The organism is Pseudoduganella sp., assembly GCF_041914865.1.
Classification (GTDB): domain Bacteria; phylum Pseudomonadota; class Gammaproteobacteria; order Burkholderiales; family Burkholderiaceae_D; genus Rugamonas.
Map to the genome: position 1 here is coordinate 17,025 of NZ_JAYSCO010000067.1, position 14,510 is coordinate 31,534.

Below are 14,510 nucleotides of genomic sequence, written 5' to 3' on the forward strand. Positions count from 1 at the left end.
GCGGTTGCCGGGGCGGGGTCTGACCCTGCGGGTCAGACCCCGGTTTACCGGGTTTCAGGCAGCCGCCATCAACCCCGCCCCCAGCCAGCTCTTCAGCCGGTACAGGCGCTGCCGGTAATTCCCCTCCATATCCGCCCCCACCTGCTCGAACAGGCGCACGATACGGTCCAGTTTCTGCCGCTCGGCGGCGCTGCGCACCGGCACCAGCCGGCGCTTGCTGCGCCCATAACTGGCGCGGATATCGACCACCAGGCAATGCCCCTGGTCGGCCGCCTTCACATCCAATAGCAAGGCTTCCGCCCGTGTCAGGCGGAACATGGCCGCCAGTTCAATGCGCGCCGCCAGCAACGGCTGGCTGCCGAGCAGCTCGCGCGTCAGCAAGGGCAGCAGCGGCTCCGCCCAGCTGGCGGGCGGTGGCGGCGGCGCAATGCGGTCCAGCGCCTGGCGCGCTTCCACGCTGCCCTGCGCCGCGGCTTTCTGCAGCCAGTACACGGCGCGCACATCGTTATCCTCGGCGCCACGGCGCGCGCGCCAGGCGTTGATGCCGCATTCCAGCTGCGCCGCGCTGTGCCCCATGTCGGCCGCCCGCTCCAGGCAGGCATGCGCTTCGCTGGCACTGCGCTGCGAGAATTCGGGACGGATATAGATGCGCGACATGGCAAACCAGGCATCGGCCAGGCCCTGCTCGCCGGCCTGTGCCAGCCAGCGCAGGGCGCGCTTGAAATTGACGGTGCCATTGCCGGGCTCGACGCGGTCGCCTTCGCTGTTCATGCGCGCCAGGTGCAGCCCGAGCGCCAGCTGGGCGTCGCGGTCGCCCGCCTGCGCCGCCACGGTGCGCTGGCGCAGCAGCTCGGCCGGGTCGGAGGCCGGCTGGCCGACGCCGACGGCGTGCTGCCCCGCCGCTGGTGCGCCAGCCGCTGCCGGTGCTGCGCCGCCCGTCGCCCTTGGTGCTGCGATTGCCGCGACCGCCACCGGCACGCTACTGGCGAGCGCGACCGGCGCAGGCGCCGGCTCGGCCGCGCGCAGCTGCGCCAGGGTGCGGGCCGCTTCCGGCCCGCCGTCCTGGGCGGCGCGGATGTACCACGGCAGCGCCTGGTCCCGCGCGGCATGCGCGACTTCAAATGGTATGTGGGCGCCGATCAGCTGCCACGCCTCGGCCACGCCCTGGTGCGCCGCGCGGCACAGCCAATGCAAAGCAGTCGGCACGTTCTGTGGCAGGCTGGCCCCGCCAAACAGGTAGAGTTTGCCCAGCGCCAACTGGGCGGCGGCGTCTCCTGACCGCGCTCCCCTGATAATCACCAGCTCTTCTCGATTTGCCATCGATCTATCCGGTTTCCAAGGAATAAGCTGCCTGCCCAGTGTAGCGGCGCGCCGGATTGCAGGCGCACAACTCCCAGGCTTTTTGATATAGCGCAAATGTGACAGGCCTTCCTTGCGGCTTCCTTACAATCCTTGCACTCTATGAGTAGCCAGGCAAGCGTTTCAAAAATACAACAGGACGCCCCGCTTTGGACGGTTTTGACCCTTTTTAGTGCGCATACATGACCAAGTCGCCGGAAATGGGCGCTTTATGCACTTATCGTATAACCATGCATATCCCCCGGTCTCACTCATAAAAAGGACGAACACATGAAGAAATCGTTACTGGCCATGGCCTTGATGGGCGCTTTCAGTAGTGCAGCCTTTGCGCAATCCAACGTCGTCATCTACGGCACGCTGGATGCCGGGATTCACAAGACCAGCAATTCCGCCAACACCGCCATCCAGGAAGGCGGTCGCGACAACAGCAAGCTCGGTTTCCGCGGCCAGGAAGACCTGGGCAACGGCCTGAAAGCGCTGTTCCACCTGGAAATCCGCTATGAGGTCGACACCGGCAACATCGAACGCAGCACGCGTCCCCTGTTCCAGGGCCAGAGCCGGGTCGGCCTGCAAGGCGGCTTCGGCACCGTGCGCCTGGGGCGCGCCCTGACCGCGCTGCAGGAAACCACCACCCTGTTCGAGCCATGGTCCGGCATGCCGAACGTGGCCGGTTTCCAGACCGACCTGATGGTGGCGGGCTACCGCACCGCCATCGCCGGCAGCGGCTCCGATCCGCTGGGCGCGGCCGGCAACTCGGGCAACCGCTTTGCCAATGCGGTCTGGTACAACTCGCCGGTCTACAACGGCTTCCAGCTCAACCTCAACCTGGGCAGCAAAGAGAACAATGGCCTGGCGACCGCCATTGTCGGCCGCGGCACCACGGCGGCGCCACAGTATCCCGCCGGCGCGCGCGCCCAGGCTTACCCGTATTCGGTCAGCGCCACCTACACGGCGCCGGGCACCACGCCGCAGTACGCCATCTATGCCGGTTCCGAGCGCAACTCGACCGAAGTGAAATGGCACTCGGTCGGCGCCTATTACCGCCCGATCCCGGCCCTGAAACTGATGGGCAGCTATGGCCGCCAGGACCTGAGCCATATCCGTGCCATCAACGACACCATGAAGTCGTGGGTGCTGGGCGCGAACTACAACGTGGGCGTGGGCCTGGTACGCTTCGGTTACGGCCAGCGCGATACCGACGGTGAAGTCAAGACCAAGGAACTGTCGGTCGGCTACGAGCACAACCTGTCGCCGCGCACCTACCTCTATCTCGACCTGTCGCAGAAGAAAGTGCCGACAACCCTGGCGCCAGCCAGCAGCGATATGAACCAGAACCACTACGCGCTGGGCATTCACCACAACTTCTGATGTTTCTGCTGCTGGCGCGGGCCCCAGCCCGCCCCAGCAGCTGCCCCCATCGGTTAGAATGTCCACGCCTGCAACATTCGATGTGACATCAACAATGACCGACACCCTGGATTCCGCAACTGTCGCGCAGTACCTGGCCGACAATCCCCACTTCTTCGAAGAACACGCCAACCTGCTGGGCGATGTCAAGCTCTCCAGCCCGCTGACCGGGCGCGCGGTATCGCTGCAGGAACGCCAGATGGAAGTCATGCGCGACAAGTACAAGGCGCTGGAACTGCGCCTGTCCGAGCTGACCCGCCACGCCCAGGAAAACGCCACCATCGCCAACCGCTTCCACAGCTGGAACCAGGCCCTGCTGCAAGTGCGGCGCGATGCCGACGTGCCGCGTGCCGTGGTGCAAGGCCTGGTCGACAGCTTCCACGTACCGGCCGCCACCCTGCGCCTGTTCCAGGTGGCGCCCGAATTCGCCGACGAATGGTTCGCCAGCGGCGTGTCGGAAGACGCGCGCCTGTTCGCCAACAGCCTGCAAGCGCCTTACTGCGGCAGCAATAACGATTTCGAAGCCGTGCGCTGGCTCGACGACGCCGAGCACATCAAGTCGACCGTGATCCTGCCGCTGCGCAAGCCGGGCAGCAAGGGCGCCGCCTTCGGCCTGCTGATCATGGGCTCGCCGGACCCGGAACGCTTCACCTCGCTGATGGCGACCGACTTCCTGGTCCACATCGGCGAAACCGCCAGCGTCGCGCTGGCGCCAGTGCTGGCCTGAGCCGCCATGGAGCGCCCGGGCGACGGCAAGCTGGAGCGGGCCGACGCCTACCTGGCCCACCTGGCCACCCAGCGCAAGCTGTCGGCGCACACGGTCGCCGCCTACGGGCGCGACCTGCGCGAGCTGGCCACCTTGTCCGAGGGCAAGGCCTGGGACGCCCTGACCCATTTTGATATCCGCCGCTACGCGGCCCAGCTGCACAGCCGCGGCCTGGACGCGCGCAGCATCGCGCGCAAGCTGTCCGGCTGGCGCGGCTTCTTCGCCTGGCTCGGCCAGCACAGCCCCCTGCCCGCCAACCCGGTGGAAGGCGTGCGCGCGCCCAAGCGCGCCAAGACCCTGCCCAAGGCCCTGTCGGTGGACGATGCGGTGCAGCTGGTGGCGCCGGCGGCGCCCACGGCCGGCGCCGGCGAACCGGCCCAGCTGTGCAACCGCGCCATGTTCGAACTGCTGTATTCGAGCGGCCTGCGGGTCTCGGAACTGGCCGGGCTGGACCGCGAGTTCCGCAAGGCCGGCGACGGCCAGCCCGCCTCGCTCGGCTGGCTGGAACTGGACAATGCCGAAGTGGTGGTGACCGGCAAGGGCGGCAAGATGCGCCGCGTGCCGGTCGGCAGCGCCGCCCTGGACGCGCTGCACGCCTGGCTGGCCGTGCGCCCGGCCGCCGCCGACGGCAGCGGCGCCCTCTTCCTCAACGAACGCGCGCGGCGCATCACGCCGCGCGTGGTGCAGCTGCGGCTCAAGGCGCACGGCATCCAGGCCGGCACCCCGGTGCCGGTGCATCCGCACATGCTGCGCCACTCGTTCGCCTCGCACGTGCTGCAATCGTCGGGCGACCTGCGCGCCGTGCAGGAGATGCTGGGCCACGCCAGCATTACCTCGACCCAGGTGTATACCGCCCTTGATTTCCAGCACCTGGCGCTGGTCTATGACAAGGCCCATCCACGGGCTAAAATTAAATAGCGCGGGGATTGATCCCGCTCAATTTGCCCATTTGCCAGCATTTCCAGAATTCCGGCATAATCGACCGATTCCAAATGCAGCGAGTATGACCATGGCAATGATTCCAACCACTATCTTGACCGGCTTTCTTGGCGCCGGCAAAACCACGCTGCTGAACCGCATCCTGCGCGAAGAGCACGGCATGAAGATTGCCGTCATTGAAAACGAGTTCGGCCAGGAGAATATCGACAACGAAATCCTGGTGCAGGAATCGCGCGAGCAAATCGTAGAAATGAATAACGGCTGCATTTGCTGCACCGTGCGCGGCGATCTGATTATCGGCTTGTCGGAGCTGGCCAAACGCCGCGCCGCCGGCGAAATCCAGTTCGACCGGGTGGTGATCGAGACCACCGGCCTGGCCAATCCCGGCCCGGTGGCGCAAACCTTCTTCGTCGACGACGAAGTGGGCGCCAACTACCTGCTCGACGCCGTGGTGACGGTGGTCGATGCGCGCCACGCCATGCAGCAGCTGGACCAGCACGAGGAAGCCCAGCGCCAGGTCGGCTTTGCCGACAAGATCCTGCTGTCCAAGACCGACCTGGTGGATGCCGCTGCGGTCGAGGCCCTGACTGCCCGCCTGAAGCGCATCAACCCGCGCGCGCCGATCAGCCGCTCCGATTTCGGCAAGGCACCGCTGAGCGAAGTGCTGGACTTGCGCGGCTTCAACCTCAATGAAAAGCTGGAAATCGACCCCGACTTCCTGGCCGAGGAAGAGCATGTGCACGACGAGCATTGCGGCCACGACCACGAACATGGCGAACACTGCAGCCACGAGCACCACCACCACGACCACCACCATGCCCACCACACCGACGATATCGCGGCGTTCGTGTTCAAGAGCGAACGTCCGTTCGACCCGGCCAAGCTGGACGAATTCCTGGGCGGCCTGGTTGATGTGTACGGTCCTCGCATGTTGCGTTACAAAGGCGTATTGTTGATGCAGGGCGCAGAAAGGAAGGTTGTGTTCCAGGGCGTGCACCAGCTGATGGGCAGCGACCTGGGGGCAAAATGGGGCGAAAACGAGACACGCGCCAGCAAAATGGTGTTTATTGGTAAAAATCTGCCAAAAGACATCTTTATTACTGGCCTTGAACAATGTTTGGTATAAACTAAGGCGCTTTTTGAAGCACCACAGCGCTGCAAATCTGAAAACCCTGTCGTATCGAAGGTAAGCGAAGTCATGACAAAAGCAAATAAATCGACCCCTGCCGCAGAAGTCCTGCTCACCGAAGAAGAAATTCTGAAAATGAGCGACAAGGACTATATGAACCCGGCCCAGATGGCGTTTTTCAAGAACAAGCTGCAAAACCTTGAGAAAGAATTGCTGAAGAACGCTGGCGAAACCACCGAACACCTGCGCGAAACCGTGCTGGTGCCGGACCCGGCCGACCGCGCCACCATCGAGGAAGAGCACGCACTGGAACTGCGTACCCGCGACCGCGAGCGCAAGCTGCTGAAGAAAGTGCAGCAGTCGATCGCGGCCATCGACAATAACGACTATGGTTATTGCGAAGAAACCGGCGAGCCGATCGGCATTCCACGCCTGATCGCCCGTCCGACCGCGACCCTGTCGCTGGAAGCCCAGCAACGCCGTGAGCTGAAACAGAAGCTGTACGGCGACTGATTCCTGTCCAAGCGGAAGAAAGCACGCTGCGGCGTGCTTTTTTCTTGCCGCTCCCCCTACGGTACGCCCTTATTTTTTTCCCTTGGGCTACACTAGTGATCCTATGGGACTGTTCTCCATTTTCAAAAAAGGCAAGGCTGACGACGTCATCACCGATGACGACGACAGCGCTGCACGCCTGGCCGCGAACAGCGAACTGGAGCGTCAGCGCGCGCAGCAATCGGATTTGCAGCGCGAAATCGCGCGTGCCACCGCCATGAAGATCGACGCCATCGAGGCGGCGATGGCGGCTGACATCTTCAACGAACCGGAACCGGCCTGGGCCCGCCGCCCGCGCCAGCTGCAGCCGGCCGCCGCCACCGCCAGCAACGACGACGCCACGCTGCCGATGCTGGACCAGTACACCACGGAGCTGCTGGGCGACGAGGATGTGCCGCTGGAAGCGGCGGCCGCCGAAAGCGCGCCGATCGTGGAAGAAATCGCCATCCTGTATTCGAACGGCCAGTCGGAGGTCGCCGAGCAGATGCTGCTGGGCAGCCTGCCCGACGCCGCCCAGGACCGCACCGTCTGGTGGATGCTGTTCGACCTGTACCAGGCGCTCGGCAAGCAGGAAGCGTTCGAAAACATTTCGATCGACTACGCCAGCCAGTACGAAACCTCGCCGCCGTCCTGGGTGCCGCCCGCCAGCGCCGCCAGCGAAGCGCCGGTGGCGTCCGGTTATGCCGGCGTGGCGCCCACCCTGGCCCTGGCCGGCATCCTCAGCGCCGCTGCGGCGCCGCAGCTCGAGCGGCTCGACAGCATGGACCAGAAGCTGCCGCTGCGCCTCGACTTCTCGCGCGTCAACGGCGTTGATCCGGAAGGCTGCGCCCTGCTGCTGGCCGCCCTGAAAAAGCTGCAAGGCGGCGAGCGCGAGCTGGTGGTGGTCGGCGCCACCGAGCTGGCCGACCAGGTGCGCGCCATCCTCACCATCGGCAACCGCGATGGCGGCGAAGCGCCATGGCTGCTCTACCTCGAACTGTTGCGCCTGCTGAACCGCGAAAAAGACTTCGAAGAATCGTCGATGGACTACTGCGTCACCTTCGAAGTGTCGCCGCCGCCCTTCGTCGCCCCGAGCAAGGTGGCCAACGCCCCGCGCCAGGCCACCGCCGGCGCCTCCGACCGCTTCATGCTGCCTGCCGTGATCGAAGGCGACACCAGCAAGCTGCTGGCCGCCATCGACGAATACGCCGGCCAGTACCCGGCCCTGGTGTTCGACTGCGGTCGCCTGGCGCGCATGGAATTCGGCGCCGCCAGCGCCCTGCAATCGAAGATCGCCGAACTGTCGGAAGGCGGCCAACGCCGCATCGAATTCCGCGACCTCAACCACCTGGTGGCAGCGCTGATGCGTTTGCTGGGCTATGCTGATATAGCGCGGCTGTTCCCGCACAAATACTGATATTGCCGAAAAAATGGGGACGTACCCCATTTTTCGCAGAAAAATGGGGTACGTCCCCATTTTTTCGGCAACATTGAATTTTGCGGCGGGCGTCCCCAAATGTCGCGTTAATCCCAATACAAAGGCATTAACATGGAACAATTTCACGGCACCACCATCCTGTGCGTGCGTCGCGGCAATGAGGTGGCGATCGGTGGCGATGGCCAGGTTACCCTGGGCAATATCGTCATGAAGGGCACGGCGCGCAAGGTGCGTAAGCTGTACCAGAACAAGGTGCTGTGCGGCTTCGCCGGCGGCACGGCCGACGCCTTCACCCTGCTCGACCGTTTCGAAGCCAAGCTGGAAAAGCACCAGGGCCACCTGCTGCGCGCGTCGGTTGAGATGGCCAAGGACTGGCGCACCGACCGCGTGCTGCGCCGCCTGGAGGCCATGCTGCTGGTGGCCGACAAGGATTCCACCCTGGTGATCACCGGTAACGGCGACGTGCTGGAACCGGAACACGGCATCGGCGCCATCGGCTCCGGCGGCAGCTATGCCCAGTCGGCCGCCCTGGCGCTGGCGCAGAACACCGACCTGTCCCCTGCCGACATCGTGAAGAAGTCGCTGACCATCGCCGGCGAACTGTGCATCTACACCAACCTGAACCACATCATCGAGACCCTGGACCCAGCATGAACATGACCCCTCAAGAAATCGTCGGCGAACTCGACAAGCATGTGGTCGGCCAGGGCAAGGCCAAGAAGGCCGTCGCCATCGCGCTGCGCAACCGCTGGCGCCGGCAGCAGGTGGAAGAGCCGCTGCGCCACGAGATCACGCCCAAGAATATCCTGATGATCGGCCCGACCGGCGTCGGCAAGACCGAGATCGCGCGCCGCCTGGCCAAGCTGGCCGACGCCCCGTTCATCAAGGTCGAAGCGACCAAGTTCACCGAAGTGGGCTACGTCGGCCGCGACGTCGACACCATCATCCGCGACCTGATCGACATCGGCGTGAAACAGACGCGCCAGTCGGAAATGGCCAAGGTGCGCGCGCGCGCCGAAGATGCGGCGGAAGACCGCGTGCTCGATATCCTGCTGCCGCCGCCGCGCGATTTCGGCTTCTCCGCCGGCGGCAACGAGCCGCGCAGCGACGACACCACGCGCCAGACCTTCCGCAAGCGCCTGCGCCAGGGCGAGCTGGATGACAAGGAAATCGAGATCGAGCTGGCCGAGCAAAGCCCGACCATGGAGATCATGGCGCCGCCCGGCATGGAGGAAATGACGGAGCAGATCAAGTCCATGTTCTCCGGCATGGGCGGCGGCCGCAAGAAGGCGCGCAAGATCAAGATCAAGGAGGCCATGAAGCTGCTGCTGGACGAGGAAGCGGCCAAGCTGGTCAACGAAGACGAGATGAAGAAGATTGCGCTGGCCAATGTGGAGCAGAACGGCATCGTCTTCCTCGACGAGGTGGACAAGATCGCCTCGCGCTCGGAAGTGGGCGGCGCCGACGTTTCGCGCGCAGGCGTGCAGCGCGACCTGCTGCCGCTGGTGGAGGGCACCACCGTCAACACCAAGTACGGCATGGTGCGCACCGACCATATCCTGTTCATCGCTTCGGGCGCCTTCCACCTGGCCAAGCCGTCGGACCTGATCCCGGAGCTGCAGGGCCGCTTCCCGATCCGCGTGGAGCTGGAGTCGCTCTCGATTGCCGATTTTGAACGCATCCTGACCAGTACCGATGCCTGCCTGACCAAGCAGTACCAGGCCTTGCTGGCCACCGAGGGCGTGCAGCTGGACTTCGCGCCGGACGGCATCAACCGCCTGGCGGAGATTGCCTTCCAGGTCAACGAGCGCACCGAGAACATCGGCGCGCGCCGCTTGTACACCGTGATGGAGAAGCTGCTGGAGGAGATTTCCTTCAGCGCCACCGAAAGCGGCGACAAGCATGTGGTGATCGATGCGGCGTATGTGAACCAGCGGCTGGATGCGCTGGCCGTCAACGAAGATTTGTCGCGCTACGTACTGTAATGGCGAACAAGGCACTGGCCACGCGGCAGAAGATGCGTATCCGCGTCGAGCCGTCGCAGCACTTTGGCAAGCCCCGCAATCCGATTGCGGCGCTGGCCAAGGGGCGCGCGGCCGGGCCGCATGACAAGAGCCGGGTTACCGCGGAGCGGCAGGCGGGCAAAAAGCTGATCGATAAGAAGCTGCGCGGCGAGGCTGAGGACGAAAACCGGTAAACCAGGGTCTGACCCGAGGGTCAGACCCTGTCGGTTCGGCTGCCGGGGGTTTCGGTTGTGCGCTGTTGCTCTGCGCCGGACGTCAAAGGACTAAACCCGCACCCACCGCTGCCCAGCTTTGCCGGATTCCTACCAGACCGGACCGAGGAACAGATACAGGGTCTGCTCGCCCTCGCGCGTCGCGCCGGCCCCCAGGAACAGCGGCCCAAAGCGCGTCTCCACCGACAGGAACGCACTGCCGGCCTGCTTCAGCGCCCGCCCCGTCGCATCCGACGCGCGGTCGAATCCCCCGCCCGTCTCCAGCGAGAACCCCGCCCGCAGCGTCCCGCCGAAAGCACTCGGCAGCGAGGCGATACGCCGCGCCAGCACCACCCGCCCCAGCATCATGGTCGGGTCCTGGATCGAATTGGTCGGCGTCCCCGACAAGCGCAGGAAGCCGCCCAGCGACACCGGCGAGGCCCCGGCCTGCGCCTTGGCCCACTCCAGCGACACATGCCCGGCCCAGTCATCGACCCGGAAAGCCTGCAGCACCGTGGCGCTCCAGTTGGACGCCGCCGTGCCCACGCCCTGCCCGCTGCCCGGCGTGCGCTGGCGCCCGATGGTCAGCAGCGTGCCGCGTGTCGGGAAGGCCAGCGAATCGAGCGTATCGACACGGAAGCGCGCAAAGGTCGTGCTGTCGTACTTGCGCACCACGTCCGCCGTCGGGTCTTGCGGAATCAAAGGCCGCACCGAATAAGCCTGGCGCGCCACGCCGAACGAAAACTCGCCCCAGTTGCCGAACTGGCGCCCCAGCGCCAGCGACGCCCCGCGCGCGCTGTACGAGACGCGCGCCATGCGCTGCTGGCGGACAAAGATATCGCCGGCGATGTTGCCGATCTGCGCCGACGGCATGAAGAACCATTTGCCGCCCGCGCCCAGCGGCTGCCACCACTGCACGCCGATGCCGCGCTCATTGCCCAGGCGTCCTTCGGTGCGGATCTCGCCGCCCCAGCTGTTGAGCGCCGAGCGCACGTGCATCACCTTGATGGCGAAGTCGTTCGAGTCGCGGAAGTCGCTGGCCAGTTCCAGGCCAACCCGCATGCGGCTGCGCGCCCACTCCGCCTCGGTAGCGCGGATGGTGACGGTGCGCTCGCCTTCCAGGTCGTCGATGTCGGTTTCCACGCGCGCCATGTCGCCGCGGCCGTACAAGGCCACCGCTGCCTGGCGCACCTGCTCGCGCGTGGTGGGCTGGCCCGGCTCCAGGCCGGACTGGCTGACCAGCACTTCCGGGTTCACATCGCGCGTGCCCTGCACCTGCACCCTGGCCAGCTTGACCGGGCGGTCGGTGTCGGCCGGCGTCGCCAGGCGCAAACTCTCCATGCTGATGTAGTCGTGCTCGGGCAGCGCCAGCGCGGCCAGGCGCGGCGCCAGCGCGCGCGCGGCGGCCTCGCCCGCCTGCATCGCCTTGTCCCAGGTCGAGAAGTCGAGGAAGCTGATGCCGTCCAGCTTGGGCGAGATCAGGATATCGTCCTTGCGCAACTCGCTCAGCGAGCGCTGCACGTTCTGCTCGGTGAGGATCTGCAGCATCTGGTTGGCCACGCCCAGCGCGCTGCCCAGCTCCTTCTCCGGCGCCAGCGTGGTGCCGACGTTGACGGCGATGACGATGTCGGCGCCCATGGCGCGCGCCATGTCGACCGGCAGGTTGCGTACCAGGCCGCCGTCCACCACCAGGTGGTCCTTGATGCGCACCGGCGCGAACACGCCCGGCACGGCCAGCGAGGCGCGCATGGTCTGGAACAGCGGGGTGTTGTCGAGCACGACCAGCTCGCCGGTCAGCAGGTCGGAGGCGACCGAGCGGAATGGCAGCGGCAGCTGGCTCACCGGCAGGTCGCGCGTGCCGGGCGGCAGCAGGCGTTGCAGGGCCATTTCCAGCGCGGCGTTGCCGGCGGCGCCGGGCGGGCCTTGCACGCCTTTCAGGGTGATGCCGAATTCGATGCGCGAGGGCAGGAGGATGTCTTCGTCGCGGCGGCGGAAATGCAGCTCGTCGCGCGCGGGACGGTCGGCCACCACGCTGTCCCAGTCGGTGCTGGCGGCCATCTTCTCGAGGTCTTTGAGCGATGCGCCGGCGGCCCAGGCGCCGCCGATCACGCTGCCCATCGACGTGCCGACCACGATGTCGACCGGGATGCGCATTTCCTGCAGGGCGCGCAGGACGCCGACGTGGGCGAAGCCGCGTGCGCCGCCGCCGCTTAATACGAGGGCGACTTTGGGGCGGGCTAAACCCGGTACGGCAGGGTCAGACCCAAGGGTCTGACCCGGGGCCTGCGGCAGCGGCGTGTCGGGGGTCTGACCCTCGGGTCTGACCCCGCTTTGCCGGGGTTCGGCAGCGCAGGCCAAGCCCACGCACAAACCGAGGGCCAGTACCAGCAACTTCATCGCGTCTGCGGCGCCCCGCCCGTCGGTTGTGCCGAAGTGGTCGGCGGCTGGGCCGGCGCCATCTGCACCGGCGGCGGCGCCGGCTGTGCGGGCGGCGGCGGCGCCGGCATCATCTGCTGCGGCGGAGGCGGCATCGGCCCCGCCTGCGGCTGTTCCATCGGCGGCGGCATCGCGAGCGACGCGCTGCCGCCCGCATCCACCATCAGATCAAGGCGCTTCTGCACCCCGCCTTCCAGCAGGATCACATGGCGCGCCTGCACCTCCTTCACGCTCACGCCCGGCGCCACTTCCGCGCCGACCGGGAAAGCCTTGGCCGGCTGCGCATCGGTCGAAATGATCGCCACGCTGCCGCGCCCGCGCGTATCGGCCACCACACCGCGCAGCTGGAAATTGCTGACCGCTGCCACCGCGGTATTGCCGCCGAACAGGCCGCGCGCCGCATCCAGGCTCGCTTCCGGCACCTGCGCCGCCGGCACCGCCGCGATCGGACGCTGCTTCGGCTTAAACAGCTGCATGCCCCAGTAGGCCAGCGAGGCGGACAACAGCGCCACCGCGGCCACACTGCTTATCAAAGGCAAACGTTTCAATTCAATTCTCCAGTATCAGCGCACCAGCTGGTTGATTTCGATAATCGGCATCAGCACGGCCAGCACGATCAGCAGCACCACCACACCCATGGCCAGGATCAGCATCGGCTCCAGCAGGCCGGCAATGGTCAGCGTGCGGCGCTCCAGGTCCGATTCCTGCGCGCTGGCGGCGCGGTCCAGCATGGCGGGCAGCTCGCCCGTGATTTCGCCGGCGCGGATCATGTGGATCAGCATCGGCGGGAAGTGCTTTTGCGCCGACAGCGAGCGCGCCAGGCTGGCGCCCTCGCGCACCGAATCGCTGGCCTGCTCGACCAGCTGGCGCATGGCCACGTTGGACAGCGTATCGCGGCTGGTTTCCAGCGCGCGCAGGATCGGCACGCCGGAACCGGTGGTGATGGCCAGGGTGCTGGCAAAGCGCGAGGTATTCAGGCTGCGCTCGAATTTGCCGTACAGCGGCGCCGTCAGCAGCCAGGTATGCCAACGCAGCTTGACGTCGGGGTTCTGCAGCAGGCGCCGCACCAGGAAGCCGCCCGCCACCGCCATGCCGAGCATGATGAAGCCATAGTTGCGCACAAAATCGGAAATGGCCAGCATGACCACCGTCAGCAGCGGCAGCTTTTGCTTGGTGTTGGCGAACACGGACACGATCTGCGGCACCACATAGGTGAGCAGGAAGATCACGATCAGGAACGCCACCACGGTGACGATGGCCGGGTAGGTGAAGGCCAGCTTCACCTTCTGCACCAGCGCATTGCGCCGCTCGATGTAGTCGGCCAGGCGCGACAGCACGCGCGACAGCTGGCCGATCTGCTCACCCGACGCCACCAGGGCGCGGTAGATTTCCTGGAAGTCGCGCGGGTGGCGCGCCAGCGCATCCGACAGCGAGGAGCCGCCCATCACTTCCGAACGGATCGAGGCCACCAGGTCGCGCACATAGGGGCGCTCGGCCTGCTCCAGCAAGGCGGTGAAGGCCTGCTCCAGCGGCAGGCCGGCTTCCAGCAGGCTGGCCAGCTGGCGCGTGAACAGCGCCAGCTCGGTGGTACTCAGCTTCTCGCCGAAACCGCGGCGCGCCGTGGCGCCGCTGGCGTCGACCTGGGCCGAAATCGCATCGACCTTGATCGGCGTCAGGCCCTGCGAGCGCAGGTCGGCGCGCGCGGAACGGGCGCTGTCGGCATTGACCACGCCCTTCTTGCTGGCGCCCGCCGCATCGACGGCTTCATAACGGAAGGCCGGCATCGCTTAGTCCTTCGCTACGCGCAGCAATTCGGCCTGCGTGGTCACGCCTTGCTGCAGCCAGCGTTCGCCGTCTTCGCGCATGGTGCTCATGCCGTGGCGCTGCGCCGCCGCGCGGATTTCCGCCTCCGAGCTGCGGTCGTGGATCTGGGCGCGGATGGCGTCGTCGGTCTGCAGCAGCTCGTAGATGCCGACGCGGCCCTGGTAGCCGGTGTTGCCGCAATGCTCGCAGCCAACCGCTTTCCATTGCACGCCGTCGAAGGTCTTGCAGCTCGGGCACAACTTGCGCACCAGGCGCTGCGCCAGCACGCCCAGCAGCGACGACGACAGCAGGAAGGGTTCGATGCCCATGTCCAGCAGACGGGTCACGGCGGCGGCGGCGTCGTTGGTGTGCAGCGTCGCCAGCACCAGGTGGCCGGTGAGCGAAGCCTGCACCGCGATCTGCGCCGTTTCCAGGTCGCGGATCTCGCCGATCATGATCACGTCCGGGTCCTGGCGCAGGATGGCGC

The 14,510-nt window shown here is 66.1% G+C and carries 14 protein-coding genes; 9 read left to right on the top strand and 5 right to left on the bottom strand.

Annotated elements, in window-relative coordinates; genetic code table 11:
* Nucleotides 1–54 precede the first annotated feature (54 nt).
* Nucleotides 55–1,320, bottom strand: a complete 1,266-nt coding sequence (locus ACE3TQ_RS22965; protein ID WP_374585371.1) for a hypothetical protein — start codon at nt 1,318–1,320, stop codon at nt 55–57.
* A gap of 309 nt (nt 1,321–1,629) precedes the next feature.
* Here ACE3TQ_RS22965 and ACE3TQ_RS22970 point away from each other — a divergent pair, with 309 nt between their 5' ends.
* The 9 genes from ACE3TQ_RS22970 (at nt 1,630) to ACE3TQ_RS23010 (ending at nt 9,766) form a co-directional block, all read left to right on the top strand.
* Nucleotides 1,630–2,727: a porin gene (locus ACE3TQ_RS22970; RefSeq protein ID WP_374585373.1), complete on the top strand. Its 1,098-nt coding sequence runs from the start codon at nt 1,630–1,632 to the stop codon at nt 2,725–2,727.
* Nucleotides 2,728–2,821: 94 nt separating this feature from the next.
* Nucleotides 2,822–3,493 (top strand): DUF484 family protein, encoded by a 672-nt coding sequence (locus ACE3TQ_RS22975; RefSeq protein ID WP_374585375.1) that lies wholly within the window; start codon nt 2,822–2,824, stop codon nt 3,491–3,493.
* Nucleotides 3,494–3,499: 6 nt separating this feature from the next.
* Nucleotides 3,500–4,450 (top strand): tyrosine recombinase XerC, encoded by a 951-nt coding sequence (xerC, locus tag ACE3TQ_RS22980; protein WP_374585377.1) that lies wholly within the window; start codon nt 3,500–3,502, stop codon nt 4,448–4,450.
* A gap of 91 nt (nt 4,451–4,541) precedes the next feature.
* On the top strand, nt 4,542–5,597 hold the full coding sequence (locus ACE3TQ_RS22985) for a GTP-binding protein (RefSeq protein ID WP_374585379.1): 1,056 nt from the start codon (nt 4,542–4,544) through the stop codon (nt 5,595–5,597).
* Between the two features lie 72 nt (nt 5,598–5,669).
* Complete coding sequence (dksA, locus tag ACE3TQ_RS22990; protein ID WP_057265949.1) at nt 5,670–6,113, top strand: RNA polymerase-binding protein DksA; 444 nt, start codon at nt 5,670–5,672, stop codon at nt 6,111–6,113.
* Nucleotides 6,114–6,216: 103 nt separating this feature from the next.
* Complete coding sequence (locus ACE3TQ_RS22995; RefSeq protein WP_374585381.1) at nt 6,217–7,548, top strand: hypothetical protein; 1,332 nt, start codon at nt 6,217–6,219, stop codon at nt 7,546–7,548.
* Between the two features lie 132 nt (nt 7,549–7,680).
* Entirely contained in the window at nt 7,681–8,223 is a 543-nt protein-coding gene (hslV, locus tag ACE3TQ_RS23000) for an ATP-dependent protease subunit HslV (protein ID WP_374585383.1), read from the top strand.
* A complete protein-coding gene (gene hslU, locus ACE3TQ_RS23005) occupies nt 8,220–9,554 on the top strand; it encodes an ATP-dependent protease ATPase subunit HslU (protein ID WP_374585385.1) in 1,335 nt (444 codons plus the stop codon). The genes hslV and hslU overlap by 4 nt, the downstream gene beginning before the upstream one ends.
* Nucleotides 9,554–9,766 (top strand): hypothetical protein, encoded by a 213-nt coding sequence (locus ACE3TQ_RS23010; RefSeq protein ID WP_374585387.1) that lies wholly within the window; start codon nt 9,554–9,556, stop codon nt 9,764–9,766. Before hslU ends, ACE3TQ_RS23010 begins: the two co-directional genes overlap by 1 nt.
* 129 nt (nt 9,767–9,895) lie before the next feature.
* On the opposite strand, the gene ACE3TQ_RS23015 is transcribed toward ACE3TQ_RS23010, so the two are convergent.
* From ACE3TQ_RS23015 to ACE3TQ_RS23030, 4 genes are all read right to left on the bottom strand, one after another.
* Complete coding sequence (locus tag ACE3TQ_RS23015) at nt 9,896–12,181, bottom strand: patatin-like phospholipase family protein (RefSeq protein WP_374585388.1); 2,286 nt, start codon at nt 12,179–12,181, stop codon at nt 9,896–9,898.
* On the bottom strand, nt 12,178–12,768 hold the full coding sequence (locus ACE3TQ_RS23020; RefSeq protein WP_374585389.1) for a type II secretion system protein N: 591 nt from the start codon (nt 12,766–12,768) through the stop codon (nt 12,178–12,180). The genes ACE3TQ_RS23015 and ACE3TQ_RS23020 overlap by 4 nt, the downstream gene beginning before the upstream one ends.
* 15 nt (nt 12,769–12,783) lie before the next feature.
* Nucleotides 12,784–14,004, bottom strand: a complete 1,221-nt coding sequence (gene gspF / locus ACE3TQ_RS23025) for a type II secretion system inner membrane protein GspF (RefSeq protein WP_374585391.1) — start codon at nt 14,002–14,004, stop codon at nt 12,784–12,786.
* 3 nt (nt 14,005–14,007) lie between these two features.
* Nucleotides 14,008–14,510 (bottom strand): GspE/PulE family protein (locus ACE3TQ_RS23030; RefSeq protein WP_374585393.1); only part of this gene is annotated, 503 nt, incomplete at its 5' end.